The organism is Haloglomus litoreum (assembly GCF_029338515.1).
Lineage (GTDB): Archaea > Halobacteriota > Halobacteria > Halobacteriales > Haloarculaceae > Haloglomus > Haloglomus litoreum.
This window is the reverse complement of sequence record NZ_CP119988.1, coordinates 4,181,281-4,206,346: the sequence shown is the minus strand read 5'-3', so window position 1 is coordinate 4,206,346 and position 25,066 is coordinate 4,181,281. Positions and strand designations below refer to the sequence as shown.

24 protein-coding genes are annotated in these 25,066 nt (G+C 63.0%); 14 read left to right on the top strand and 10 right to left on the bottom strand.

The window, feature by feature from the left end; genetic code table 11:
- Positions 1–115: 115 nt before the first annotated feature.
- Together P2T62_RS20985 and P2T62_RS20980 are read right to left on the bottom strand one after the other, a co-directional pair.
- Positions 116–973, bottom strand: coding sequence for an IS5 family transposase (locus tag P2T62_RS20985; RefSeq protein ID WP_276258971.1), 858 nt, complete (start codon positions 971–973; stop codon positions 116–118).
- A 41-nt stretch (positions 974–1,014) separates the two neighbouring features.
- On the bottom strand, positions 1,015–1,281 hold the full coding sequence (locus P2T62_RS20980) for a hypothetical protein (protein WP_276258970.1): 267 nt from the start codon (positions 1,279–1,281) through the stop codon (positions 1,015–1,017).
- Positions 1,282–1,669: 388 nt separating this feature from the next.
- On the opposite strand from P2T62_RS20980, the gene P2T62_RS20975 reads away from it, so the two are divergent.
- Positions 1,670–3,094, top strand: coding sequence for a lamin tail domain-containing protein (locus tag P2T62_RS20975; protein ID WP_276258969.1), 1,425 nt, complete (start codon positions 1,670–1,672; stop codon positions 3,092–3,094).
- A complete protein-coding gene (locus tag P2T62_RS20970; protein WP_276258968.1) occupies positions 3,091–3,375 on the top strand; it encodes a DUF3006 domain-containing protein in 285 nt (94 codons plus the stop codon). Before P2T62_RS20975 ends, P2T62_RS20970 begins: the two co-directional genes overlap by 4 nt.
- Positions 3,376–3,655: 280 nt before the next feature.
- On the opposite strand, the gene P2T62_RS20965 is transcribed toward P2T62_RS20970, so the two are convergent.
- The 6 genes from P2T62_RS20965 to P2T62_RS20940 form a co-directional block, all read right to left on the bottom strand.
- Complete coding sequence (locus tag P2T62_RS20965; RefSeq protein WP_276258967.1) at positions 3,656–3,889, bottom strand: hypothetical protein; 234 nt, start codon at positions 3,887–3,889, stop codon at positions 3,656–3,658.
- Between the two features lie 88 nt (positions 3,890–3,977).
- Positions 3,978–6,080 carry a type B DNA-directed DNA polymerase gene (locus P2T62_RS20960; protein ID WP_276261649.1) on the bottom strand — a complete coding sequence of 701 codons (2,103 nt, stop codon included), beginning with the start codon at positions 6,078–6,080 and terminating at the stop codon, positions 3,978–3,980.
- Between the two features lie 4 nt (positions 6,081–6,084).
- Positions 6,085–6,336, bottom strand: coding sequence for a DUF8156 family protein (locus P2T62_RS20955; protein ID WP_276258966.1), 252 nt, complete (start codon positions 6,334–6,336; stop codon positions 6,085–6,087).
- The gene (locus P2T62_RS20950) at positions 6,337–7,017 is read right to left on the bottom strand and encodes a P-loop NTPase family protein (protein WP_276258965.1); all 681 of its coding nucleotides are present in this window, start codon (positions 7,015–7,017) and stop codon (positions 6,337–6,339) included.
- Between the two features lie 201 nt (positions 7,018–7,218).
- On the bottom strand, positions 7,219–7,617 hold the full coding sequence (locus P2T62_RS20945) for a hypothetical protein (RefSeq protein WP_276258964.1): 399 nt from the start codon (positions 7,615–7,617) through the stop codon (positions 7,219–7,221).
- 49 nt (positions 7,618–7,666) lie between these two features.
- Positions 7,667–8,683: a Cdc6/Cdc18 family protein gene (locus P2T62_RS20940; protein WP_276258963.1), complete on the bottom strand. Its 1,017-nt coding sequence runs from the start codon at positions 8,681–8,683 to the stop codon at positions 7,667–7,669.
- Positions 8,684–9,012: 329 nt separating this feature from the next.
- On the opposite strand from P2T62_RS20940, the gene P2T62_RS20935 reads away from it, so the two are divergent.
- The 12 genes from P2T62_RS20935 to P2T62_RS20880 all read left to right on the top strand — a co-directional run bounded on the left by P2T62_RS20935 (position 9,013) and on the right by P2T62_RS20880 (position 23,356).
- A complete protein-coding gene (locus P2T62_RS20935) occupies positions 9,013–9,447 on the top strand; it encodes a DUF7985 family protein (RefSeq protein WP_420028395.1) in 435 nt (144 codons plus the stop codon).
- Positions 9,448–9,452: 5 nt separating this feature from the next.
- Complete coding sequence (locus tag P2T62_RS20930) at positions 9,453–11,309, top strand: DUF8186 domain-containing protein (protein ID WP_276258961.1); 1,857 nt, start codon at positions 9,453–9,455, stop codon at positions 11,307–11,309.
- The gene (locus P2T62_RS20925; protein ID WP_276258960.1) at positions 11,309–12,139 is read left to right on the top strand and encodes a hypothetical protein; all 831 of its coding nucleotides are present in this window, start codon (positions 11,309–11,311) and stop codon (positions 12,137–12,139) included. The genes P2T62_RS20930 and P2T62_RS20925 overlap by 1 nt, the downstream gene beginning before the upstream one ends.
- Complete coding sequence (locus tag P2T62_RS20920; protein WP_276258959.1) at positions 12,129–13,268, top strand: TrbL/VirB6 family protein; 1,140 nt, start codon at positions 12,129–12,131, stop codon at positions 13,266–13,268. Before P2T62_RS20925 ends, P2T62_RS20920 begins: the two co-directional genes overlap by 11 nt.
- 2 nt (positions 13,269–13,270) lie before the next feature.
- Positions 13,271–14,392 carry a TraC-like domain-containing protein gene (locus P2T62_RS20915; RefSeq protein WP_420028394.1) on the top strand — a complete coding sequence of 374 codons (1,122 nt, stop codon included), beginning with the start codon at positions 13,271–13,273 and terminating at the stop codon, positions 14,390–14,392.
- Positions 14,385–16,532 carry a VirB4 family type IV secretion system protein gene (locus tag P2T62_RS20910; RefSeq protein ID WP_276258957.1) on the top strand — a complete coding sequence of 716 codons (2,148 nt, stop codon included), beginning with the start codon at positions 14,385–14,387 and terminating at the stop codon, positions 16,530–16,532. Before P2T62_RS20915 ends, P2T62_RS20910 begins: the two co-directional genes overlap by 8 nt.
- A gap of 41 nt (positions 16,533–16,573) precedes the next feature.
- Positions 16,574–17,050, top strand: coding sequence for a hypothetical protein (locus P2T62_RS20905; protein ID WP_276258956.1), 477 nt, complete (start codon positions 16,574–16,576; stop codon positions 17,048–17,050).
- A gap of 187 nt (positions 17,051–17,237) precedes the next feature.
- On the top strand, positions 17,238–17,465 hold the full coding sequence (locus tag P2T62_RS20900) for a HalOD1 output domain-containing protein (protein ID WP_276258955.1): 228 nt from the start codon (positions 17,238–17,240) through the stop codon (positions 17,463–17,465).
- A gap of 225 nt (positions 17,466–17,690) precedes the next feature.
- Positions 17,691–18,116 (top strand): hypothetical protein, encoded by a 426-nt coding sequence (locus P2T62_RS20895; RefSeq protein WP_276258954.1) that lies wholly within the window; start codon positions 17,691–17,693, stop codon positions 18,114–18,116.
- Entirely contained in the window at positions 18,113–19,228 is a 1,116-nt protein-coding gene (locus tag P2T62_RS20890; RefSeq protein ID WP_276258953.1) for a tyrosine-type recombinase/integrase, read from the top strand. The genes P2T62_RS20895 and P2T62_RS20890 overlap by 4 nt, the downstream gene beginning before the upstream one ends.
- 83 nt (positions 19,229–19,311) lie before the next feature.
- The gene (locus tag P2T62_RS20885) at positions 19,312–20,274 is read left to right on the top strand and encodes an MBL fold metallo-hydrolase (protein WP_276258952.1); all 963 of its coding nucleotides are present in this window, start codon (positions 19,312–19,314) and stop codon (positions 20,272–20,274) included.
- Between the two features lie 1,381 nt (positions 20,275–21,655).
- On the top strand, positions 21,656–23,356 hold the full coding sequence (locus tag P2T62_RS20880; protein WP_276261648.1) for an acyl-CoA mutase large subunit family protein: 1,701 nt from the start codon (positions 21,656–21,658) through the stop codon (positions 23,354–23,356).
- 80 nt (positions 23,357–23,436) lie between these two features.
- On the opposite strand, the gene P2T62_RS20875 is transcribed toward P2T62_RS20880, so the two are convergent.
- Both P2T62_RS20875 and P2T62_RS20870 read right to left on the bottom strand, forming a co-directional pair.
- Positions 23,437–24,573, bottom strand: coding sequence for an acyl-CoA dehydrogenase family protein (locus P2T62_RS20875; protein ID WP_276258951.1), 1,137 nt, complete (start codon positions 24,571–24,573; stop codon positions 23,437–23,439).
- 141 nt (positions 24,574–24,714) lie between these two features.
- The gene (locus P2T62_RS20870; protein WP_276258950.1) at positions 24,715–25,065 is read right to left on the bottom strand and encodes a metal-sulfur cluster assembly factor; all 351 of its coding nucleotides are present in this window, start codon (positions 25,063–25,065) and stop codon (positions 24,715–24,717) included.
- Position 25,066: the final 1 nt, after the last annotated feature.

Sequence of the window (25,066 nt, the reverse complement as noted above, 5' to 3'; positions counted from 1 at the left end):
ATCATCTCTCGGCCCCGTATTCGGTACATGCTCCACCCCGGCCCAACCAGTGGGTTCACCGATACGGGATCCGACGTCGGTACCAGCACCCGTTCTATTCAGCAGTCCGCTCCTCTCAGAATCCCAGACGCTCGTACTCATCGCCTGAAATTGCGAGGGCGCGTTCCACGTTGTGAACAACGCATTTGATGACGAGCTCACGGAACTGCTTCCACCAGCGTCGTGACCGGACGAAGGCACCGTACTTGCGTTTGAGCCGAGAGTTTACCGTCTCATTCTGACTACGCTGCCCGTAGAGATTGGCGTCGATCCGAGCGTTCCACGCCTTGTGGAGCGACGAAAACGTGCGGTGCTTAATGAGCGGACGAACATCCTGCTCGTGGGCAAGCGTTCGAATTTTCTGGTCGTCGTACCCTTTATCTCCGAGGAGAACAACTACTTCGTCGGTATTTCGCTTGATGAGCGACGGTGCGATTTGCGAGTCGTGTTTCCGTGTCGTCGTCACGTGTACGTCGATAATCGCGTTCGCTCTCGTGTCTACGAGAAGCGTGACTTTCAACTGCTGAATCGTCAATTTCGTTCGCTTCGTGTAGTGTTTTGAGGCATGACTGCGGTCGAATCCGGAGGCGTCGATCCCGACGATACCGTTGGTCGGGAGAAGCGTAACGGAGAGGTTGAGGAGAACCCGCCAGACAGCCATATTGAGCCGGTTGAACGCTTTACACAACGTCGAAGGAGAGGGGAGTTCTTCAAGATCGATGGCACGTCGAATCCGAGGCATCTCGATGAGTTCGTCGAGAAGCATCCGATACGTCGTGTTCTTCCGGACTTTGAGGCAGAGTAAAACGATGTGTTGGTGGAGTGTGTACCGTCGTTTCGAGAACTTCGAAGAGTATCGAGCGGTTGCTCGACGAGCAAAGTGATACGCCTGCTCAACGAACCGGAGCAACCGAGACTTCGGGAGGGCCTGCATTCGGTCAAACTACTGCTCGGTCCTGTAACTCTCTGAGGATTTCAACAGAGCCCGAAATACCCCTCTTCGGCCTTCACAGCGTTCCGGTAGAAGGAGGCGAACAGTTCGTTGTGATGCGGCGGTGGCACTTCTTCGATGAACCGCTCCCACGCGTCACGACTCCCCGCGATGGTGAACGACCACTCGTCATCCAGGCCCGGGGTGCGCACGTCCTCGACAGTCCCCTCGTGCATCTCGATGAGATGGTTATCCTCGCCGATGGCGACGACGAAGTTCGTCTCGAACGCATCCCGGCCGTGGAGTGTCATTTCGGGGTCCGCCTCTACGACGTTCTGATAGCTGTTCCACCAATCCTCACTTGCGAATGTTGCATTAGTCATTGTCTGGTGCCGTATTGCGCCCCTCGCCACCAGAGAACGCACGGTGTGTGACGGGCGCTGTGTGCTTCGTTAGCAGCCAGCATAAAGTGACGGGGCGGAGTGGCTTCCCTGGCGATTTACTGGGACGATTCGTCATCAGAAGGGAATGCGTCGAGACTACTGGGACCGAGTTTCCCTCCCGTCGCGAGTCCGTCGACTACCCCGAGCGCATTCATCCTGGGTTCCGTGAACGACGACGAGACTACCGGGGCTTCGGCACCTGTGTCTTCGCTCCTGGCACAGTTTCATACCGTCCACCGCCCAACGAGAGGCACACGTGACACACTCCGCCCGGGCTGTCATCGTCCTTTGTGCTGGATTGGTACTCGTCGCTGGCTGTACGGGTCCAGCGGGCATCGGCGATAGCAGCCCACAGTCACCGCCGGGGGATAACGCCACTCCGGTCGAGGGCTCCCTCGAGGTTCATTTCATCAATGTCGGCCAGTCCGTCGCGACGCTCGTCGTTGGCCCGACAGGCGAGACGATGCTCATCGATAGCGGCCACTTCAACGACGACGGTGAGTACGTCCTCCAGTATCTGCAACAACAGAACATCGAGCGCATCGACTACCTCGTCACGAGCCACAACGACGCTGACCACATCGGTGGGAACGCGGCCGTCATCGAGTACTTCGAGACCGACGCCGACGGCATCGGCGCCGTCTACGACCCCGGTATCGCCGCCGGCACCGAGACCTACAGCGAGTACCTCGACGCGATCGAAGCCCACGAGGTCACCCTCTATGAGACCCGCGAGGGCGACCGCATCCCGTTCGAGAACGTCAGCGTCCAGGTCATGGGCCCGCCGGAGCCGTACCTCGAAGATGAGGCCCGCAACGAGAACAGCATCGTTCTCAAGCTGACCTACGGCCAGACGAGCTTCCTGTTCACCGGTGACGCCGAGGACGACCAGGAGGCGTATCTCGTCGACCAGTACGGCTCGCAGCTCCGGGCGACCGTGATGAAGGCGGGCCACCACGGAAGCAAGAGTTCGACCAGTGGGGCGCTGTTGGATGCCGCCCAGCCGAAGGCGGTCGTCATCTCGAGCGCGTACGATTCGCGGTACGGCCACCCGAACGAGGAGACGCTCCAGCGGCTGGCCGAGCGCGAGATCCCGGCCTACTGGACGGCGACGCAGGGCCACGTCGTCCTGCGGAGCGACGGGACCGAGGTGACGGTCGCATCCCAGCAGGAGGCCCCGACAGACCCGACGAGTATCCGTGATGGGTCGCCCGTCGAGGTGGGAACGACGACGGCGGTCGAGCGCCGCGCCGTCATCAGCGGTGGTGGTGTCGTGGACGCGACGAGCACGGCCTCACCCGTCGCCACCGACGGCGGGACCACCACGACGGGGCAAGGTTCTGGTTCAGGTGAGCTCGCCCTCGCGTCGGTTCACGCCGATGCCGAGGGGAGCGACAGAGACAATCTCAACGACGAGTACATCGTCCTCGAGAACACCGGCGACGGGCCGCTCGACATGTCGGGGTGGACGCTCAGCGACGAGGCCGGCGCCACCTACACCATCCCCGATGGCACCACGCTCGCGGCCGGCGCTACGATCACGATCCACACCGGGAGCGGGACCGATACGGAGACGGACCTCTACTGGGGGTCGGGCAGCCCGATTTGGAACAACGGCGGCGATACGGTCATCGTCACGGACGATGATGGGTCAACAGTACTCAACGAGGCGTACTCATGATTCCCGATGGCACCTACACGGCGGTCCTGGATCGCTTCGAAGACGACCTGGCGGTGCTGGAGGTCGCGGGCGAGGACGAGCGGTACGAACTGGCCGTCGACCAGCACGACCTCCCGCAACCAGCACAGCACGCGGATGCGGTCCTCGAAATCGAGGTTGCCGACGGAGCACTCGTCGATGCGGATTACAAACCCGCGGAATCGGAGCAACGAATCGACGATGCGCAGGACCGCTTCGATCGGCTCTCGAAGCGCCCACCGAGTGATGACGACGACCCCTGAGTGGGGCTATGCCGGCCGCGGTTCGAGGCGCACGACTGCGTAGGCCTCCCGGATCTCACAGCGGTCACAGGCGAATCCGACGCGACCGTCGGCGAGTTGCACGACCCTGACGTAGCGATACCCACATGCCGGGCAATTGGTCCAGTCCGTGACCCGCATCGGTCACTGCCCCCGACCGGCGTACTCGCAGGCACTCCAGCCGCACGCCGGGCAGACGTGACAGCCACCACGCGGCGTGAGCTGCTGGTGCCCACAGTCCGGGCACTGTTCTCGGGCCATCCTACGCGACCCTCCAGCACAGATTCTCGTGGTCGCTCGCGACAGGCTCCACGTCGAAGGGCCCCGACGACTCCAATTCATCGAGCAACGGCGCGGCGACGGCCGGCTCGAGTCCGGCCTGTGCGGCGACCGTTTCCAGTCGAACCTCCTTGGGGCCATCGCGCGTCAACTCGAGGAGTGCGTTCCGGACCCGATTCCGCGCGATGCGCGTGACGGCCTGTTGTAGCTCACTCATGACTGCTCCTCCGAATGGACCGCATATGGGGCTAGGAGTGGCGCTTCCGATAGTTCCGAATCCCAGCCTCCGGTCGATTCGCGACCCATCAGTTTCTGAAGGCCGTGAGCGTCGGCTCTCGCATATCGCTGCAGTACTGCCGAATGCCTGCCTCTCGCCACCCGAGTGGTGAGAGGACGCTCTCGGCTGCCCGGCACAGCAGATCGTCGTAGTAATCGGCATCGTATCGGTCGCCGTCCTCGTGAGCGAGTCGGACACGGTCGGCCGTCGTCGCGTCATCGTCGACGACCACGTAGGCTGTCCGCTGTCCCGGATGGCAGTCGAGGCCCTCGCTCGCGGCCCGATCGAGTGCCGCCGCGGTCTGGGTGAACTGCTCGTAGTCATCCGGTCCCTTCGAGACGCGCTTCTCGACCAGCAACTGGTCCGTGTCGATCTCACCACTCCTGAGTGACGACCGGAACCGAGCCAGCCGGTCGCAGACGGCCTCCGGCGAGCGGGTGGTATCGAGCGTTCGGATGAGCTCCTGCTGGGCCTCGGCGATGAACGGCGGCGTGCTGTGCTGGCGGCACTCGATGCCGCGGTACTTGTAGCGGTCCTCCCCTGCGACGCGGCCGAAGTACTTCGTCAGCGCTCCAGTGTCGCTGTTCCGGAGCGGGACGAACGCGACCCAATCGTAGGCGGCCTCGTACTCGAGTTCGATGCCGATCGCGTCGGTAATCTCGTTCGCCACCGTTTCGAGTGCAGTCGGCTCCGCCGTCGCTGGCGTGACCCAGATACTGTCGACGATGCCGTGGACGACCCGCCACCCGTTCGCTTCGAGCTGTTCCTTCGCGTCGAGGAGAATCTCTCTCGCGAACGCATTGATCGCTTCATGGCACGCGATGCGGCCGAACTTCGCGTTGTTGAATCCCTGATAGCCGAAGCAAGAGACGAGAATCCACTTGATAGCGTCCGACCGACCCTCTAGGTCCGCTCGCCGTTCGGGGTCGCTACACTCGGCCAACTCCGTCTTGATACGCTCACGGTCGGACACCAGTGGCTCGAGTACCTCCGGGAGATAGCCCGGCTCGTCACAGATGCAGTAGCCCAGCCCAGGAACGTCCTCTCGTCCCCGATGACATTCGCAACGAATCGTCTCCGGACTGATGTTCCGCGTGATCATGATGGAGGGGTAGAGCGACGAGAAATCGAGCTCGTGAACGTCCTCGTGGAGCCCGACATCAGGAGCGAAGGTGAATCCGCCTCGGTCAGCGTCGTCCAGTTGTCGCATCGTTTTGAACTGCTCCGGCCGCCATGCCTTCCACGGTACGAGGACGTTCCGCTGGCGAGCCTTGCGAATCTGAATCGCTGTGAGGATGTTGCCGATCGAGGCCCAGGCCGTCTCCTGCAGCGGCTTCCGGGAGCGAGCGACCAGATCCAGACAGCCGTCGAGGTTCGCCTCGCGGAGGAAGAACGTGTTCGACTCGTCGACGATGGCTCGCCCCGGCACGTTGTAGCGGGCTGGCGAGTGCCCGACCCGTCCGTAGCTCTCGAAGGTGGACCGCCCGGCGAGTTGCTGGAAGCCCGGGACTCGCCCGAGTTGGTAGTCCCACTCCTGCTCGTCAGCGACTGCGTGGAGTTGCGCGAGGAGGTCGCTTTCCGAGATACGGAGTACGTCCGGGTCGGTTGCCTGGACTCGCTCCTCGACGGTCGCGGTCACGTCCGGTGGGTCGCCCTCGATTACTGCTCCATCGACCGTGACTGTCGATAGTCCAGGGTCGCCCGCGATATTCGGGGCAGCCGCTTCGAGTGCCAACACACGCAGCGACTGGTCCGGCGTGGGGTTGAGCTTCTGCTCCAGACAGTAGCGGAACTCTCGTGAGAAATCCACGTTGTAGAGTCGGTACTCGCCGGGGGTTCCCCAGCCCCGGATATCGCTCGCGACGCTGGTGACCGCATCGATTGAGTCCACATCGACTCGGAGGACGGACTCTACCTCGTGTCGGAACCCCCGCCGCCAGGACTCGAAGGCTGTGGCAACCACTTCGGTGAACCGCTCGACGTGTGGCTGGATGGCGGTCAACCGTTCCTGGGTGTCCGCGGTGACGTAGAGTGTCGGCGTGTAGTCGGTATCGCGTTCGTACTCAGCACCGTCTTCGGTGACCGTCCACCGAAGGACGTCGCCGTCGAGGAAGTCGAACGTGAACGGCATCGGTTCACTCACTATCGGCCAGCTGGTTCTCGAGGTGCTGGATTCGCCGCTCCTGCTCCAGCAGCATCGAGACGAGTATCGGGAACAGCGGCTCGTCGTGGTTCAGATATCCGCCGGCGTCGGCGTGTGCCCGTGCGTGCTCGAAGAGTTGGTCGAAGTAGGGCTTGTTCCGGTGGCGGAGCGCCCGGCGGTACGGCTGCCAGCGCTCTTCGATGCCCGTGAGCAGGTCGCGGTAGGTGGCATTCGTGCGGCCCATCTACGCCACCCCCGGTCGCGGCGTCTCGCTCTCCGCGAGCGCGTGCCGGCGCTGGAGAACGCGTTCCCAGAACGCGAGTGTCGTCTGCACGCCGCCGTTGTCGACTGGGTAGACGAGCGTCTCGAACGAGTCCCCCACGAATCGGGGGCCCAGATCCGTCGCCTCGTAGAGGAGATCGCGTGTCGATAGCGCATCGAACGGTTCGGTCACGCTGTCCGTCTTCTTCAGCGTCACCAGCACCGGCACCGATGCGCGGTCGGCGAGCGTCGTGAGTCGGTCGGCGACCCCCCGCATCATCGACGCGGTGTCCCCGCGTCCGAGGCTGTCGTCACGGTAGGGAGCATCGGCCCAGGGGACGACGACGAGTGCCGTTTCGGGTCCTATCTCCGCACCCAGTCTATCGACCAGCTCGTAATGCTGGAACGGCGTAAAGCCGCGAGCCACCCGAACGCGTTCGAGGAGCCGGCGACTCGGTGCGAGTCGTGCGAGTTGCTGGGTGGTCGCGTGGTCGTGACTGTCGACCCAGACGGCCGTTCCGTCCTGTCCGAGCAGATGGTCGAGTACGAGCGAGTCGATAGGGCCGACTGCGTGGGTCTCCGTTTCGAGCAGCGTTACGCCCGGGTCAAGTCGCGGTAGTGAGGGGACCGGTGTCGAGACAGCCCTGGTGGGAGTTGTGCCCATGGGAATACGAAGCTGCTACTGAACTGATATACGCGAGTGCGGTCGTTCCGAAACGGCCGATATGCTCCCGAAGGAGCGAATGCGGTTCCTGAGCAGCCGTCTACCTGAATATCTGGCATCTCCGATACCCTCGCGTTTCGGACGGGAAGTCGAGAAGTAGGCTTCTGGCGAGTCGCGTGAACGGGTTCTTGGAGATCTGGATTACGAATCGAATTCCTGTTGCTCGATTACTGGATTCGTCTCCTCCCGCAGTTCGTCCATATCTCTTTCAAATTCTTCGAGGAGTCGTGGAACCTCGTCGATCACTCTCCGGGCCTTCTCGTGTAACTCGTAGTGTGTTTCGCCGTCCTTGCTGGTCTTCTTCACGATGGCCCTGTAGCCTGGACTACCCGTTATTTCGGGAGTGTTGTTGACTCGCTGGCTGAACGGCCCGAGGATGCTGGTACAACTACCGGTGTCACCGCCCCGAATCCCTTTCGCGAGATCCTCCGTGCTTACAGGAGCCCTGCTTTCGTAGAGGAATTTCAGCAGCGTCACCTGGCCCTTTGGCATATCCGTCCGGCATAATGCCTCCCGAATGCTAGCCTCTGACTGTGTCATACCGGGTTTCTTCCTCTCGAAGGCAAGTATCTACCGTCGATACGTCCAGCTACCTCTCCACACTACCTGAGAGGCGATATGTCCGTCCCCGTTTCTCCCCCTCCGCGACGATCAGGTCGTACGCGGCCAGCTTCTGCAGGTATTTCCGAATCGTTCGCTTGCTCTTGGGACTCGAGGTCCGCTCCTGGTACTGTCCGTACAGTTCTCCCGGGTCGATCTCTCCGCATTCCTCGATGATCTCGTAGAGCGTCCGCTGATGGGGCTTGAGTCGGTCGAGACTCTTCTGCTGGAGCGTTTCCCGAGCGTTCGGGAGCGCCTCACGAACCGTCTCGCTCGGGATGTGCGTCAACCCATCCCGGTCAGCCGTCCGGGCGGCCTCTCGAAGCGTGGCGATCGCGATGCGGGCATCCCCTGCTGCAGCATCGGCGATGAAACGGAGATCCTCGTCGTCGATCGCGTCCGGCGTCAGCCCGCGGTCAACCCGCGCCTGTAGAATCGCGACCAGATCATCCATCCCGTAGCGCTCGAATCGGATGCGGCGGCTCGCGTGGAGCCGACTTACCAGCCGCTCGTCGAGTTGGGCGAACAGGTCCTCCTCGCGGTTGGCGATCATCACGATCGAGATACCGCGGGTCATGTAGAGGTCGTAGAGTACGTCCTTGTCCTCGAGTTGGTCGACCTCGTCGAGCACAATCACGTACGGGGAGCCGTCGTGGTTCTGGATTCGCTCCAGTAACAGATCAGCCGGCGTGGACTGGCGATGGATATCGACCGTTCGCCCGATGGCAGAGAGGATTTCGTACAGCACTCGGAAGCGCGAGTAGTTCTGCCAGCAGTTGATATACTGGGTCGTGATGTCGATGACCGCCTCGCGGAGCTGCTCGACTGTGTACCGTGCGATGCACGTCTTCCCCGTCCCCGAGGGACCGAACAGGAACGTCGTCTTCCCGTGTTCACCCTCGGTAATTGGATCGAGTGCGTTGGAGAGCGCGTTGACCTCGGCGTCCCGGTGAACGATGTCCCGAGGAACGAACTCCGGATCGAGGACACGCGCGTCTCGAATCATTCAGGTACGGCGTTCTGGTCGCGTCTTGATAAATGGCGCTGGGGGGCTTCCGATAGTTCCGATACTGCCGAGGCGGTGTCTGCCGGCTGGTGGTTTCCCCAGAAGACGGGATTTGCTCGGGTTCAGGTTGATACACGTGCGACATTATATGGTGATATACAGCGGATATTTGTTACGTCCATTATCTGGTGATAATTTCCCTACAGAGACGCGAGTTGGCTGAACGAATACTCGTTAATTTCGATAGCAGAATTTATGGTCAAAGGTGGTCCGGCGTCGGATGTTGTCTCCGGTTAGCGTACATTCGAAATCAGATGTTCGCTCCAACCATGGACTCGTATCACTCTCCCACGGCTTCGGAAGGGCATCGTACTCGTGCTATTGCTCGCTGGTCTCTCCTGTTCGTCCTCTTGCTCGGGCTCGGTATGGGTGCCGTCCAGCCTGCCGCAGCCCAGGACAACTCCGGGAGTGGAGCCACGAACCCGATCTGCCAGGACAGCTCCGATACGCTGGCCCAGATGATCGAGGGATTCATCCAGATCACGACGGCGATCGGGCTGATGGGCCTGCTCGTGGTCTGGCAAGCGGATTCGCTGATGGAGATGTTCACGCTCAGCCGTGAACAGAAGGCGAAGATCAAGGAGCACAAACGCGGGGCCATGCGTTCGGCGGGCGTGCTCGTCGTACTGGGCCCGCTGTTCTCCGTCGCTGGCTCGACGATGGGGCTGCCCATCGCCCAGTGTGTCGACCTCATCCCGTTCTGAGGTCGATGCCCGGGCGCGGACTCACGCTGGTGGTCATCCTCAGCCTCGTTGTGGCTGGGTTCGTCAGCGTTGCGTCCGCGACGCCGCCCCGACCGGGGACGGAAGGCAACGGGCTTTCGGAGAACGAGTCGGCCACGCTGTGGTCCCGCGACAACGATAGCCGGTACATTACGAACGCCGAATATCGACGGGCGTACGGTGAGCGCCGGACGGCGATCCAGCAAGCGGCCAACGGGACGGACCTGACGTTCCGGCGCCCGCCCGCCACGGCGGGCATCTGGACGCGAAACGATTTGGTCGACTACACGCCCGGCAACGCCAGCGTTTCCGTCTTTCCGCCGTCGGCCAACCGGACGAACTCGACGCTGATCCGAGATGCCCACGCGACGATATTCGCGGTCACTCCGTCGACGGTGGCGCACACTGAACCGGGGACGACGACGCACTACTTCGCCCCCCGTGGCACGGTCCTCGGGACGGTCGATTACCGTGTCGCGGTCCCGGACTCGACGATGTCCCGATCGGTTCGCCGAGGGGAGGTTCAAATCGGAAATGAGACGGGGAATCGCACGACCGTCGTCCCCGGAAATCAGACGCTGATCCGGACGACACGTCGTGTCTCGTGGTCGCTCCAGAACCACGAGATCGAAGAGATTCGACTCGAGCGCGACGGCGAGGTGGTCGCTCGAACGAACGGGTCCCATCGTCCACGAATCCCCTACGAACTCGCTGATGGGCGGGCCACGCTGACGCTCGAAGCGGATATCGAGGTACGGTTGGTCCGGAACGCCACGGTCACTCGATTCACGAACCGCTCATCCCAGAACGAGACGACCCGCGGCGTGCGGAAGCAGCGCCACAACGCTACCGTCGTGACGGACGCCGTGACCGTGTCCGACAGCGTGGCGGGGCGCGTCTACGGCCTCGATCCGTCGCTCCAGTATGCCCGCTATCCGGACGGTGACCTCGGTGTCGCTGCCTTCCAGCAGGTCCCGTGGCAGGGGTACCGGCTGGTGGGCGAGCGGGAGGTTCGTGTCCGTGGTGTCTGGCGATTCTACACCGCTCGCGATACCGGATGGGAGATGCTGGTGCGTTCGAACGCAACCGGGGTGACTCGGAACCGTTCGGACGCGCTCCCGGTGGTGGTTCACGCGTATCCGTCACGTATCGGGCCGCGAATCGAGCCGGCGGGTCGGGGACCGGAGTTGCTGGCTCGATGGGGGCGGCCGAAAGCGTCGCCTGGCGGTACGCTCGGCGAGAACGTGTCTGTCGAGGTCGTCACGGACGCGTACGAGCCGTCCTACGGATTGGCTGCTCGCTACGACGGGAACGCCAGTACGCCGATTACGGTCCATGGAATCGTCCACGGCGTGAACCGAACGCTCCGGCCAGCGGCCGCGGGTCGAGAGCGGACTATCCGTCGCAGTAATCTGACGGTAGAACGGCTCCGAGCGAACGACTCCGGCCTCACGCTCCGAATCACCCTCCGCGATGCGGCCACGGGAGAGCCGATCGGGCTGACGGCCTCGGACCGACTGTGGTACGGCGACCTGTTCGTCGAGGAGGAATCCGCCTACCTGACCGTCGGCGACCGCCGTGTCCGGACCAATCTCTCCGGGACGACCACCGTTCGTATCGAGGAGAGTGGCGTGTACACGGTGCGCTATCACCCGTCCACGTGGCTGACGCACGACCCATCCTACACGAGTACGGCCACCACGGTTCGGTGGCACCCGCTGACAACGGTCTCCGCCTGGATCGCATTCGGAGTCCAGCTGCTGCAGTGGTTCCTGCCGTTCGCGGTTGCGCTGTTCGCGGGGCGACGACTGGGTGGGCTGTTCCGCTATCGAGGTGACCTCTGATGCAATGGACTCGCCGCACACTGCTTGGTGGTATCGCTGCTGCAAGCGTTCCGCTAGCGGGCTGCTCGCTTCCCTCTGATTCCGACCCTGATGGGGCATCGGATGGAGGCGACGGCGGTAGTGGGAGTTTCGACCAGGTGCGGGTCGATGGGCGGACGCTCGTTGTCGAACTCGGGTCGGGTACCGCCGAGCGGGTGAACGTGATCGCTCCGGACGGGTCGGCCTATGCGTCGACGAGTGTTGCCCAGGGGGCGACGCGCGTCGAGTTCGATATCGGGCTCTCCTATCCGCCAGGGGAGTATCGCGTGGTCGCCAGCGCCGGCGACTCGACTGTGGCGGAGACGGCCCTCACAATCGCTCCCGACTTGGCGATTACCGAGGTCGGGGTTGGGGCGAACCATCCCGAACGGATGCCAGAAAATCTCAATTACTCAGACGAACAGGCGGTCGTTGAAATCACTAATAGAGGTAGTGGCCCGGGGATTGTTGAGCAGGTTATCCTCCTCGGTGAAGTCCCGAATCCTACGAGGGAACTAGCGCAAGAGGGGAACGATACGTCTGGAATCTATGACATGGAGGATGGTTTTGGGGACTTGGAGCAACTGGTAATCCCTGCAAGGGACTCTAAGGTAGTCTTCACGACCTCGAAGCCATTCTTGTTCACTGCCGACGGAATTGAGTGCAAATCTCGTACTCAGCGTGGTGAGTTCAATCTCGAGGCAATAACTAGGGTAGACGATTCATCGCTGAGCGAGCAATACTCGATTCGGTATTCTGCATCCGAGGAGCCTGACCAGTGCGATATTACAATCCTGGGTGGTGACGACTGAGATGCCCAGTATTCCGTTCGCTGACTTCGGTGTAAAGTGGTTTGAGGATATCGTCGGGAAGATCACCGAATGGTTTAGTCATGAAATCACTGCTGGGTACGAGCAGTTTCAGCAGGGCTTCTTCGGAACTCCACTCCCCGAGGGGTCGGGGACGGAGGTCATCTTCCGGGCGCCCGCAGCAGGTGACGAGCCGTGGCACAGCATCTACGAATCGGTCGTCGCTGGGGAGATCATGGTATTCGCCCTGCTACTGCTGTTCGTCGCCGTGCAGGGCCGCCACTTCGTCCGGATCTTCGATTTCAGTAGCGCCTACGACGAGCGGCGAACACGCCGGTCAGCCTGGACTGGCGCGGTCCTCATCGTGGCCTGGTACTGGGTCGCAGTACTCCTCCTCTACTTCGTCGACGGGTTCACCATCGCTCTCATTCCGGATCTGAGCCGGCTCGGAGCTGCCCTGATCGATATCATGCCGACCGCGGTTGGCAATCCCGGAATCACGGCGATCATGGCTTTCCTCGGTGCGGTTGCGATGCTCGCGCTGAAGGCGCTCTACTTCATCCGTGAGGTGTTGCTGTACGTCTACCTCTACACGATGCCGCTGGGCATCGCGATCGCCTTCGGGAACATCCCGGTCGTGTCCCACGTTGCTCGACGACTTTGCCGCCAGTTCATCCCGCTTGCCATCCTCCCGCTGCCGGCCACCCTCCTCTTCCGGGGGTACGGGCTGGTCTTCGTTGGTGACCAGGTCGTGACGCCGGGGAGCAAGTTCCTGGCGTATTTCGTGGTCATCTCGCTGCCGCTGGTGGCGCTCTACGTCACCTGGAAGACGTTCCGGTATGCGAGCCCGCTGACCGCGAAGGCCCTTCGCCGCGGGACGCAGGCGGCGGCCACTATCGGCTCGGTCGCAGGCATCGGCTACCTCGGTGGCAAACGGGCAGCGCTGACAACTGCCCGGTACGGCCGCACGGCTGGGGCAGTACAGGCCGCAACTGATGGTGGCCGCAGTCGTCCGGGTGCGTCGGGCGGCACGAAACAGGACAACATCGCTGACGACGAAGATGGTGATGGCGGTGGTGGCGGTGGCGTCCCGGCCTACCGTCGCTCCGAGAACGATCCAGCCTACTACTGACAATGAGTGCTGACTCCAACCACTCCGCAGCGACGCGTCGCATCATGAACCAGCTCGGGGAGGAGAACCGGATTCCGGTGTTCAACATCCCGGAGGGAGATATCGGCGTCCTGTTCGGCTTTCCGATTGCAGGGTTGTTCATCGCCAGTCTCCTCGGCGTCGATGTCCTCCTCCTGCCGCTCGTGCTGCTCGGCGTGACCGTCGGGACGGCAGCCGTCTACGCCGCCCCGGCACAGCTCACCGCGTGGCAATGGCTCCGGGATGTCGGCCGGTTCTATCTCGGTCGTCCCCGCGTGACGCATAGCCACCCGACGGACAGCGACCACGAGGCGACCGAGGGCGGCCTCGTCCAGTACACGCCGTTCACCCCCGACGAGCGGACGCAGGACCTCACACACGTCGAACGGGCGTGGCCCGGCGCTGGCGCCATCCAGCGAACGGACGGCACGATGGAGGCGTTCCTCGAGATCGACCCGGCGAACATGGATTTCGCCATGTCGGGGGACTGGCAGGCCGTCCAAGAGGCCGGTGCCGAGTTCGCCAACTCGGAGCTGGAGTTCCCGCTCACCGTCCACGCGACGACCCGCTCGTTCCCGGTTGGACAGGTCGTGGAACAGCTCGATGACCGCCTGAGCGACCCGGACGTTCGCGACAACCCGGCGTTCCAGGAACTGCTCGAAGAGTATCGTGACCGTCGGCCGGCGGACCTCGCAGACACCCAGCAGGTCCACTACTACATCGGCGTGGAGGTCGACCGACTGGAGGTGTTCAACCGATACGAGCAGGAGCGAACGCCGGGCGAGAAGCTCGCCGAGATTCCACTCGTGGGGCTCCTGTTCCAACCGTTCGTGGCCCGCCAGCACGACCTCGACGATGCCGAGGTTCAGGCGGCGATGTTCGAGAAACTGGACGAGCGGATTCGGACCGTCCGCTCGGAGTTCGTCGAGAACGTCTCCGGCTGGTCGGCGACCCGGCTCAGAACGCTCGAGTTGTTCCTGCTCAACATGGAGTTCTGGAACGGCGAAGAATACGATTCGGACACCGCCGCGGAGCTGATTCGTGACGAAGCAGCCGTCTCGCGTGCTGCCCGTGCTGATGCGGCCGGAGGTGAGGCCGATGGGTAGTGTCGTGGAGCAGCTCGCAGCCCTGCCCCCGGCCCTGCAGGACGCCCTCGCGTCACTGCCACCCCTCGTCTCACCGGAGGGGCTGCTGGTCTACGGTGTCGGCGGGGTGGTCCTCCTCATCGCGATCGCGAACCTGCTCACGTGGTATCGCGACCGACAGGCCGATGACGTGGTACTGGCCGATCTGCTGGACGAGGAGACGCTGGATGCGGGTGCCCGCGAAGAAGCGCTGTTCGACGATATCGCGGAGCGGCAGCAGTCGACGATGGCACCGTCGGCGATCGAGTGGGAGACCCGGGCGGCCCGCGTCGGTGCGGACTGGACGACCACGCTGTACGTCGCCGGCTACCCGGACTATCCATCGGACGGCTATCTGAGTGGACTGTTCGAACTGACGGATGTCCGGTTCGACCTGACCGTCCATATCGACCCGAAGAACCAGTCCCAGGCGCGGGACGCCCTCCAGCGGACGGCGGACGATATCCAGGCCGACGCGGACCTCGAGCGAAGCGTCCGGGGTGCCTACCTGCAGGAGCGTGCCAACGAGGCCACGGCGACGTACAAGGCCGTCGAGAACGGCCAGCGCGTCTTCGATCAGGGCATGTTCGTCACGGTCCGTGGCGAGACGAAAGAGGACCTCCGCGAATCGGTGCGGGAGGTCCGTGCCGCGCTGCGTGAACAGCCCGCTGGACTGGAGCCCAAGACCGCCATCTGCACACAGGACCTCTCACTCCAGTCGGCCGCCCCAGTTGGTCCGAACGTGTTCGGCCGCGATGCGATCGTCCTGGGTGGCGCGGTCGGGGCCCTGCTCGCCTCGCCACACAACGCGACGATTCTCGAGGAAGGCGGCGTCGAGTTCGGTATCCACAAGGACACGCGCAGCCCGCTCGTACTGGACCCGTTCGCCCGTGAGGACGGCTACGCGATGTTCACCGTTGGCGACCCGGGGAGCGGGAAGTCGTTCGGTGCGAAGCAGAACTTCATCCGGACGATCGAACAGGACCCGGACTGTATCGGCGTCGTCCTCGAACCGCTCAACAACTGGACCGGCGTCACGGAGGCGCTCGGTGGCCAACGCGTCACCGTCGGCGGAACGATGGGGCTGAACCCGCTGGAGATCAAGCCGACGCCCGAACGGGTCCTCCAGCGTCGCGGCGACGATGCGAGTCCGCTCAAGGAGCGCCGCGAGCGGGCGATCAGCTTCTTCACGAACTTCTTCGCGTTGCGCGACGTGAGCCTGGGCGACCGCCGGACGACGCTGGAACTCGCACTCGATGAGGCCTACGAGCGCAAGGGCATCACGGACGACGTGAGCACCCACGATCGCGAGAGCCCGACCGTCCGTGATATGCTGGATATCCTGGAGGAGATGAGCGAAGACCCGGAATCGTTCGTCGTCCGAGCGGATGCGGAGGGGGAGAAACTCGCTGACGATGCGGTCTGGCTACTGGACCAGCTCCGGCCGTTCACCGAGGGGGGCCAGTTCGAGAACCTGGGCCGCGAGAGCGAGTTCGACATCCGCGACGAGAAGCTCATCTATCTCGACCTGGTCCAGCAGGGCGGCAACCTCGGCGGGCACACGAGCCTGCTGATGGAGCTGCTCATCTCGCTGGTGTACGAGCGGGCCAAGGAGACCGACAAGCGCGTCGTCCTCGTCGTCGACGAGGCCCGCTACCTGATGTCCGATGCAGCGACGCTCTCGTATCTCGAGACCATCTTCCGGCACCATCGGCACCACGACCTCTCGATTCGCCTCATCACGCAGACCGTCGACGAGTTCTTCCAGTGGCCCGAAGCAGAGATGATCCTCGACCAGTGTGCGATCAAGCAGTTCCACAAACTCGACGGGATGGACGAGGAGTGGGCCAACGAGTTCGGCCTGAACTACGCGCAGATGCGCTACGTGCAGGATGCGATTCCGGGGAACGAGCAGGAGGGCTACTCGCAGGCACTTCTCGGCGTCGACGGTGAGTGGCGCGGGATGGAGATTCAGGCGCTCCCGAAGGAGAAGCAGGTCATCGACTTCGATCCGACGACGGACACTCCCGACGTGTCGGCCATCGTCGATTCCGATGGCGACTCGACGGACTCCGAGGCGGCTGTCGAGGGGCCGCCGCTCACCGATGGTGGGCGTGAGTAGTCAACATTTATTCTACTTCCACCCAGCCACCTGCCTGTCAGATGGCTCCCGAGCCCGGCGACGATGTCCCCTACCAGACCGTCGAGTACTTGCTCGAGAACGGTCCAGCCCCGGCCAGCGAACTCCCGACGGAAGTCGCGACGCGACACAGAGCAGTCGGTGTCCACTCGTTTTCGATTCAGGGTGGCTCTGGCACCGAAGGCATCGACCTCGGGCAGCCACTGGAAGCCGTGTACTATCTCGATGAGCACTCACCGCGGGCTGTCATCGCGACGTTTCTCGAGACCAACCCTCGCCTCGTTGACGAGGCCACGCCGAAGGGCCTCGTCCGTCGATTCGGCGGGCACGGGTCGGCGTGGCGGGATGCAGCGCGGACAGTCATGAGCGAGGAGTTCGACCTCCTGAGCGACGTGGATTCGTCGTCGGGTGAGGGTGAGCCACAACCAGTCGAGTGCTGGCGGTGTGGGGACCGGATCACTGATTTGCAGACGCATCTCTCGGAAGATTGCTCCGGGTGAGCGGCATCGGTTTGCACCGGCGTCAGATTGGGATTCGTCGGCTCTGTTGAAATCCTCTGACGGTGATAGTTCCCCCCCCGTCGTGACCGACCTATAGCGCGATCGGCCAATATTCAATATATGGTTTTAAATCAAGCCGTGGGAACTAGGGATTGGTCTTTAGTATCAGCATCCTTCGTTTCTCACTATGCCAAGAGAGGGTGGGGTAGCTGAAAATATCGTATTAAAAATTGCAGACCGTGAGGGGGTCAATGAGGGAGCCCTTCCTCCGTTGTTTGAATCTGTTGAGCCTGACGCTCTTGACGAACTATTCAACCACGAAACGAAAATTGGGGGTACCGACTTGAAGGTGGAATTTTCTTATAGTGGATATACTGTAGTAATTCGAGGGGCAGACGATATTATAGTCGAATAATCGTCCCCCAACGGCAGTCTGTCTCGTTTACCATCTAATTCATAGCCTGAATCCTGCTTGACTCATCCTCTGTATCGGTCACGCCGATACTGTCTGCTTCTGGGAACTTCAGCAGCACCGCCCCGTAGGGTTTGTTGGCTGCCGAGACGGGTGCCAGCCGCAAGATGCGGCGGCACACGACCGATGACTCACTCGAAATCGACTGCGCCAGCCGATCGGATTGGCGTGTTCAAACGACTGGACGACGTCCCCGAGGAGCACCGACTCTCGAACTACGCGGAGCGCTACGCGAACGCGGACCCCTGGAGTGAGTTCCTCGTGACTGAACTCCTCCCCACGCACAACTCCTACCAGTTCAAACAGACCGCTCGCCAGGCGGCCCGGCGGTGGAAGGAGCACGTCCAGGCCCGCGGCCGACATCACGCCCTCGCGACGCCGGGGGATGTCGAGTCGTGGTGCGCTGCCCTGCTCGACGAGGTCGCGGTACAGACGGTCTACAAGACCCACTGGGCGAAGTTGGAGCGCTTCTACGAGTGGCTCCGGTGGCACACCGACCACCCGCACGTGTACAACCCGTTCCTGATGGCGGCAGCCAATCGGGAGGCCGCGGGGACCGTCTGGGAGACGAAGATGGAACTCAGAGACCAATGAGCGACGGATCAGATCAGCCCGCTGACTCGGTAGCTGAGGCCTTCGACCGCTCGCGAGACCCGTTGGCCGAGCACGAGGCGGCCTTCGATGCCCTTGACGTGGACCCGTTCGCGATGTTCGTCGATGAGCACCTCGCAGAGCGCGACCTGGCGGCGTCGACCCTGAACACGTATCGCGGCGTGTTCGACGACTGGCAGGCGTTCATGACGACGACGGTCGGCCGACATCCTGCGTGCCCAGCGCCCCCACACGTCGAGGCATTCATGACGTACCTTCAGCAGGAGCGGGGGAACCATCTCACGACGGTTCGGCAGAAGTTGGGTCGCCTCAACGCCGTGTACGAGTTCTGGCAGGACCACCCGGCCTTTCCCCACTCACAGGCATTCAACCCGGTCCAGCTTGTCCTCTCACGGAACGATTTCGAACCCGACGAGGCGGAGAAAACACCACCGGATCTCACCCTCGGCGAGATCCGGGCTGTGCTCCAGTCGGTGACCCAAATCCGGGACCGGCTGATTATCCTGTTGCAGTTGAAGCTCGGGCTCCGTGCGAGCGAACTCTGCAATATCAAGCTTCGAGACCTGTCGCTGCACGCCCCAGAGGCCGCTGCCTACTATGAGGACCTGGGCGCACATTGGGCCCTTGCCGGCCGGCCGAACGCACTCTACATCCCGCACGACCGGGCGCGGAACAAGTCGGGCAATCCCCGAGTGCTTCCACTCGACGACGAAACTCGGACGCTCACCCGGCAGTATCTCCGCCGACGGCCGACCGCTGACTCGCCGTATCTGTTCCTCGCGAAGCAGACGAACTCGAAGCTCGCTCATCAGGACGTAACCGGCGTCTGGACCGATGCGTTCCAGCCACTCTACGAGGAGACCAAGCGACGACGTGCCGTGACGAGCCACTACGGTCGACACCGATTCACCACGTTCTGGCGCGTCGAGCAGGACCTGCCCCGCCCGCTCGTGAAGTACCTGCGAGGGGATGTTCCCGGAACCAAGTCGATTCAGGAGAAAGCGGGCATCGACGAGTACATCCACACGTTCTACGAGGACATCGCTTCACGCTATCGCCGAGACATCTACTCGTTGCTGGAGGTACAGGAGTAGGACTCCGGTTCTACTCTTCCACTCTCAAAGACTACTGGACGGGCGGCCCTACTGATTTACCCGTGGGAAGGGACCTGCAGTGTATGGACGACGTTCACCGAATCGAAATTCCGACGCCGTTCGACGTGGGTCGGGTGAATTGTTACGCCTTCGTCGCGGATGGCCTGTCGCTGTTGGATCCAGGACCGGCGACGGAGGCGGCGTACGCGGAGCTCTCGGCGGGGCTGAACGACCTCGGGTTCACAGTCGCCGACGTGGAGCAGGTCCTCATCACGCATCCGCACATGGATCACTTCGGGATTGCTGCCCGCGTGATCAAAGAGTCCGGCGGCCGGGCCGTCGCCCACCGGGACGCGATGCGGCCACTCGCGGAGCCGCTCGACCATTTCGACCGTGAGCAGGCATTCTTCCGCCCATTCCTGCAGTCGATGGGCGTTCCGGAGCAGGTCGCGGAAACCGCCGTGACGCTTCCGGAGGCGTACACCGACTATCAGGAACCGCTCGCGGTCGACTACGAGGTTCGCGACGGCGACAGCGTCGACGTTGGGGTCGACCTGACCGCGGTCCACTCGCCTGGGCACGCCCCGGGGTCGGTCTGCTTCGTTCCGGAGACCGCCCCCGTCGCCTTCACCGGTGATCACGTCCTCCAGCACATCTCCCCGAACCCGCTGCTCACGGTCGCCCCGGGCACCGAGGACGAGCGGACGCGGAGTCTCCCGGACTACCTCGACTCGCTCGAGCGGCTCCGGGCGGCCGACGCCGATACCGGGTACGGGGGCCACGGCGAGCGCATCGAGGATCTCGACGTTCGAATCGGTGACATCATCGACCACCACCGCCAGCGAGAGGAGCGCATCGCGAACTTGATTGGGGAACTGGGGCCGGTCACGGCCTACGACCTCATGCAGGAGCTGTTCCCCGACCTCCCCGCGACCGAGGTCTTCCCCGGCATGTCCGAGGTGATCGGCCATCTCGACCTGCTCGAGGACGAGAACCGGGTCGAGATCATCGAGGAGGAGGCCATCCGCAAGTATGCACTGCGTTAACATAGGGGATTGTGGGGTGGCACCTCCTGCATCCGCTCGCGGGCCCCCTCCCGCGTCAGCGGGCGGTCGGGTGGTGCGTCGGCGAAGTAGTCGCGGAGGCCGTCCACGGGATCGTCCTCGACTCGTGCGGTGTGCTCCCGGGGAGTGCGACAACGGCCGCCGCCGTCGGCAGTACCATACCGTCGATGTCCTCTGGCGGGCGGCCTGCGCGGTGGACCCGGTGACTCGACCTCCCGTGGGGTGGTGGGGGCGCTCGTCTACGAGGTGGGGCAGCTGGACCACTCGAAGGGGATCGTCTGGGGCCTCTACGACCCGCCCCACCCTGGACGCTCGCCGACACGCTTCCCTGGCAGGGCCATGACTCTCCCCGGCCGGTGCGTCCGCTACTGGGGGTGGCCACCTGCCGACCTGGTGAGTCCCCAGCCGATTAATATTGGATATCTATCTATTACTTGCTAGTGTCAAATTCGATTTCGAGTGCCATCGTATAGTCGGAATTACCGGCTGTATCATCGGTAGAAATAAGAAATAGTAGATATAAAAAATAAATGTCTCGATTTGTGTTTATAAATGAGTAATATATGTATTGGTTACGACTGTTGGGTTATATCGAACATGGCCGATTCGGTCTCCGGTCTCATGTCGTTGCATCTCGCGTTGCATCCGTTCTGAGTAAGTGAAAAGCTGAAACATGTGGGTGCTCGATTCTCGATCGAGAGATGTCGACAGAATATAATTGCTATCTGAACAAAAGTAATACCTGACGGATTCAACATATTTTCTGGTGTCGGGCTCCGGTCCGAGGAGCCTCGGACGAATCGAGCATGTCCACGGCGTCTGCGAGTCCCTCGACGCCTACCGGCTGGCCGAGTCCTCCTCCTACCACGGCCACCGCAACCGCCACGCTTTCGGCGCCCTCCGGGGGCTGGCTATGCCGTCGACCCCTTGACTCGTCGTGCTGGGTGGGTGGCCGGCTCCCTCGGTTACGAGCCGACCATCACGACCTCCCGAAGACCATCGCCCGTTCGTCCACGGACACCGGCGAGGGAGATAGACGTGCTCCCGGCTCGTGGCGGCTCACGAGGGGAATCGTGTGCTCCGTTCCCCGTCTCCGACATCCCGAAGCGGACCTCTCCCGGGCGTTCGGGAGTAAGTTTATACGCTATGCGAATAGTTTGCTATCTGCAGGGCGCAAGCACCTGCTACCAGCAGATACGACGTCCCTCGTGTCTACCGGTACCGCTTCCGTCGTTAGCCGGCGGGTGGAAGGTACCGGTCATTCCCCACTCGCCTTCTGCCCTCTGAGGTCCGTCTCCAGTGAGTCGAATCGCTGTGGGAGTAGAAGGATACTTCACTCGGGTACTGCTTGTTATCGATGAACATGTTCGACGAGGAGGACCTGGACTCCATCCGCGAGTCCCGTGCGGAGTGGGAGTCCGAGACGCTGGACCCGTGGTTGGAGCGTGGCGGCGAGCGCAAGGACGACTTCGTCACTGTCTCGAACCACGAGATCGACCGGCTGTACACGCCCGAGGACGTCGAAGACCTGGATTACGAGGCGGACCTCGGCAACCCGGGTGAGCCGCCCTATACCCGCGGCCCGTACCCGACGATGTACCGCGGGCGAACGTGGACGATGCGGCAGTTCGCCGGGTTCGGGACGGCCGAGGAGACCAACGAGCGGTTCCACTATCTCATCGACGAAGGGCAGACGGGGCTCTCGACCGCGTTCGATATGCCCAGCCTCATGGGCCTGGATTCGGACGACCCGATGAGTCTGGGCGAGGTGGGCAAGGAGGGGGTCGCGGTCGACACGCTGGCGGACATGGAAGTGCTGTTCGACGGTATCGACGTGGGCGAGGTCTCGACGAGTTTCACCATCAATCCGAGCGCGGCGGTCATCTACGGGATGTACCTGGCGCTGGCGGATCAGCAGGGCGTGCCGCGCGAGCAGGTGCGTGGCACCCTCCAGAATGACATGCTGAAAGAGTTCATCGCGCAGAAGGAGTGGGTCATCCCGCCCGAACCCTCGCTCGACCTCGTGACCGACACTATCGAATTCGCTGTCGAGAACACGCCGAAGTTCTACCCAGTGTCGGTGTCGGGTTATCACATCCGTGAGGCTGGCTCGACGGCCGCGCAGGAGGCGGCGTTCACGCTGGCGGACGGGTTCGCCTACGTGGAGGATGCCATGGACCGTGGGCTCGAGGTCGACGAGGTGGCGCCGCAGCTATCGTTCTTCTTCAACTCGCACAACTCGATGCTCGAGGAGGTCGCGAAGTTCCGCGCCTCCCGGCGGGTGTACGCCCGCATCATGGACGAGTGGTACGAGGCCGACGCGGACGCGTCGAAGCGCCTGAAGTTCCACACCCAGACCGCCGGACAGTCACTCACCGCCCAGCAGCCGCTCAACAACATCGTCCGGACGACCGTCCAGGCGATGGCCGCGGTGCTGGGCGGCACACAGAGTCTCCATACCAATTCCTACGATGAGGCGCTGGCGCTGCCGAGCGAGGACGCGGTGCGGGTTGCCCTGCGGACCCAGCAGATTCTGGCCGAGGAGTCGGGTGTGGGCGACACGGTGGACCCGCTGGGCGGGAGCTTCGCGATCGAGAAACTCACGGACGAGATGGAGGCGGAGATCATGGCTTACATCGAGGAGATCCGCGAGATGGGCGACGGCTCCGTACGTGATGGGGTGCTGGCGGGCATCGACACGGGCTATTTCCACCGGGAGATCCAGGAGGCGAGCTACGAGTACCAGCAGCGCGTCGACGCCGGCGATGAGGTGGTCGTCGGCGTCAACCAGTACCAGATCGACGACGACCCCGACCTGGATATCCTGCACGTCGACGACGAAACCAGAGACCGCCAGCTCGCCCGCCTGGAGCGGGTCAAGGACGAGCGCGACGACGAGGAGGTCGAAACGACGCTGGAGGCACTGGCCGAAGCCATCGAGAGCGACGAGAACACGATGCCGTACATCGTCGATGCGGTCAAAGCCTACGCCACGATGGGCGAGATCATGGAGGTCTTCGAGACCCAGTACGGCGCCTACCAGGAGAAAATCGGACTCGCCTGAACGGAGGCACTGCTGCACCGGGGTTCCCGGCCTCGTCCTGTCCGGTCAGTTCTTCACGGACGCTTCCACGCGTGGTGGACTCAGAGCCGTGGAGCTCCCTCCCGCTGTACGAACTTCGAGATCTCTCGCTTGTGGATCTCGTCCGTGCCCCCGCCGATACGGAACCCGCGGGCGAACCGGTACAGGTACTCGATGTCGTGGCCCTGCATGTAGCCGTTCGCGCCGTGGATCTGGACCGCCTCGTCGACGACCTTTCCGGCGGTCTGGGCGGCGTACAGGCTCGCCATCAGTGTCTCCATCGGGTCGGGGACCCGACCCTGTTCGACGGCGTTCTTGGCTGTCTGGAAGAGGAGCTGTCGTGAAGCCTGGAGTTCGGTGACCATCTCCGCGAGCTTGAAGCCGACACCCTGGAACTCGCCGATGGGTTGGCCGAACTGCTCCCGGTCCTTGGCGTACTGGATCGCCTGGTCCAGCGCACACAGCGCCGTGGCGTTGGCGATGGTCGCCCCGGCGAGTCGTTCCCAGTTCAGGGCCTCCATCTGGCGCTTGAACATGTCCTCTCCGCGGACCAGCACGTTCTCCTCCGGGACGACCACGTCGTCCATCGCCACCTGTGACTGCACCTCCCCGGCCATGTTCGTGAAGTCACCGATGAACTCGACCCCCTCGGAGTCCAGATCCATGATGACGGTTCCCATCCCCTCGGGGAACATCCCCCAGACGATGGTGGCCACGCACTCGGGCGCCGAACTCATCCAGATCTTCTCCCCGTTCACGAGGATGTCCCCGTCGTCGCGGTCCTCGAACGTCGTCTCCATCGCCTTCAGGTCCGACCCTGCCTGTGGTTCCGACATCCCGACCCCGATGCGCTCCTCGGCCCTGACGATGGGCGGCAGGTACCGCTCCTTCGCGGCCTCGGAGCCGAAGTGCTCGATGGCCCGTGGCGAGATGAGGTGCTGATCGCCGTACTGCCAGGCCGTCAGCGGACACACGCGCCCGATGACCTCCGTCGCGAGGATGGCCTCGAACTCGGTCATCCCGCCGCCGCCGTACTCCTCGGCCAGGTTGATGCCGTAGAACCCCTGGTCGGCCAGGATCCGCAGGTTCTCCCATGGCATCTCACCGTTCCAGTCCGCCGCCGTCTTCTCGAACTTGTCCTCGCAGATATCTCTGAGGGATGATACGATCATCCGCTGCTCGTCGTTCAGGTCAAGCATGAACCGACGTTCGCCAACAACCCACATTAACTCTTTGCCGTGGCGGTCGTCGGCAGCGCACCGACGGACGGAACCGGGAGAGCGCGGTCCGTGTCACGGGGACTCCCACTGGTCGGGGGCCAGCCGCTCGTGCTTCGTTGCCTACGAATCACCGAGCTCCCGGAACTCCGAGGCGAACCGCTCCTCCCGGGCCTGCTGGAGGTCCTCGTCCATCCGGTCCGGGCGCCACAGGTCTTCGACGTTCTGTGTCACCGTGACTGTTCCGACGCGGTCGAGCTTCGAGACCTCGTCCTCGACCTCGTCCATGATCTGGGTCATGTACATGCACATGGGGGTCGTCGGGAGGAGCTCGATCTCGACGGAGTCCCCGTCGATCTCGATGGCTTCGACCAGTCCCAGATCGACGATGTTCACCGGGTGTTCGGTCATACAGCTACACGGGTCGAGCACCGTTTCGAGCTGGCCGACGACGCGTTGCTGGAGCTCCGTCATG

Bases quoted from the DNA above. Each gene is read 5' to 3' on its own strand.
- P2T62_RS20985 (WP_276258971.1), bottom strand. From the start codon at position 973: ATGCAGGCCCTCCCGAAGTCTCGGTTGCTCCGGTTCGTTGAGCAGGCG.
- P2T62_RS20980 (WP_276258970.1), bottom strand. From the start codon at position 1,281: ATGACACTCCACGGCCGGGATGCGTTCGAGACGAACTTCGTCGTCGCC.
- P2T62_RS20970 (WP_276258968.1), top strand. From the start codon at position 3,091: ATGATTCCCGATGGCACCTACACGGCGGTCCTGGATCGCTTCGAAGAC.
- P2T62_RS20965 (WP_276258967.1), bottom strand. From the start codon at position 3,889: ATGAGTGAGCTACAACAGGCCGTCACGCGCATCGCGCGGAATCGGGTC.
- P2T62_RS20960 (WP_276261649.1), bottom strand. From the start codon at position 6,080: ATGCCGTTCACGTTCGACTTCCTCGACGGCGACGTCCTTCGGTGGACG.
- P2T62_RS20955 (WP_276258966.1), bottom strand. From the start codon at position 6,336: ATGGGCCGCACGAATGCCACCTACCGCGACCTGCTCACGGGCATCGAA.
- P2T62_RS20950 (WP_276258965.1), bottom strand. From the start codon at position 7,017: ATGGGCACAACTCCCACCAGGGCTGTCTCGACACCGGTCCCCTCACTA.
- P2T62_RS20945 (WP_276258964.1), bottom strand. From the start codon at position 7,617: ATGACACAGTCAGAGGCTAGCATTCGGGAGGCATTATGCCGGACGGAT.
- P2T62_RS20940 (WP_276258963.1), bottom strand. From the start codon at position 8,683: ATGATTCGAGACGCGCGTGTCCTCGATCCGGAGTTCGTTCCTCGGGAC.
- P2T62_RS20935 (WP_420028395.1), top strand. From the start codon at position 9,013: ATGGACTCGTATCACTCTCCCACGGCTTCGGAAGGGCATCGTACTCGT.
- P2T62_RS20930 (WP_276258961.1), top strand. From the start codon at position 9,453: ATGCCCGGGCGCGGACTCACGCTGGTGGTCATCCTCAGCCTCGTTGTG.
- P2T62_RS20925 (WP_276258960.1), top strand. From the start codon at position 11,309: ATGCAATGGACTCGCCGCACACTGCTTGGTGGTATCGCTGCTGCAAGC.
- P2T62_RS20915 (WP_420028394.1), top strand. From the start codon at position 13,271: ATGAGTGCTGACTCCAACCACTCCGCAGCGACGCGTCGCATCATGAAC.
- P2T62_RS20910 (WP_276258957.1), top strand. From the start codon at position 14,385: ATGGGTAGTGTCGTGGAGCAGCTCGCAGCCCTGCCCCCGGCCCTGCAG.
- P2T62_RS20905 (WP_276258956.1), top strand. From the start codon at position 16,574: ATGGCTCCCGAGCCCGGCGACGATGTCCCCTACCAGACCGTCGAGTAC.
- P2T62_RS20900 (WP_276258955.1), top strand. From the start codon at position 17,238: ATGCCAAGAGAGGGTGGGGTAGCTGAAAATATCGTATTAAAAATTGCA.
- P2T62_RS20890 (WP_276258953.1), top strand. From the start codon at position 18,113: ATGAGCGACGGATCAGATCAGCCCGCTGACTCGGTAGCTGAGGCCTTC.
- P2T62_RS20885 (WP_276258952.1), top strand. From the start codon at position 19,312: ATGGACGACGTTCACCGAATCGAAATTCCGACGCCGTTCGACGTGGGT.
- P2T62_RS20880 (WP_276261648.1), top strand. From the start codon at position 21,656: ATGTTCGACGAGGAGGACCTGGACTCCATCCGCGAGTCCCGTGCGGAG.
- P2T62_RS20875 (WP_276258951.1), bottom strand. From the start codon at position 24,573: ATGCTTGACCTGAACGACGAGCAGCGGATGATCGTATCATCCCTCAGA.
- P2T62_RS20870 (WP_276258950.1), bottom strand. From the start codon at position 25,065: ATGACGGAGCTCCAGCAACGCGTCGTCGGCCAGCTCGAAACGGTGCTC.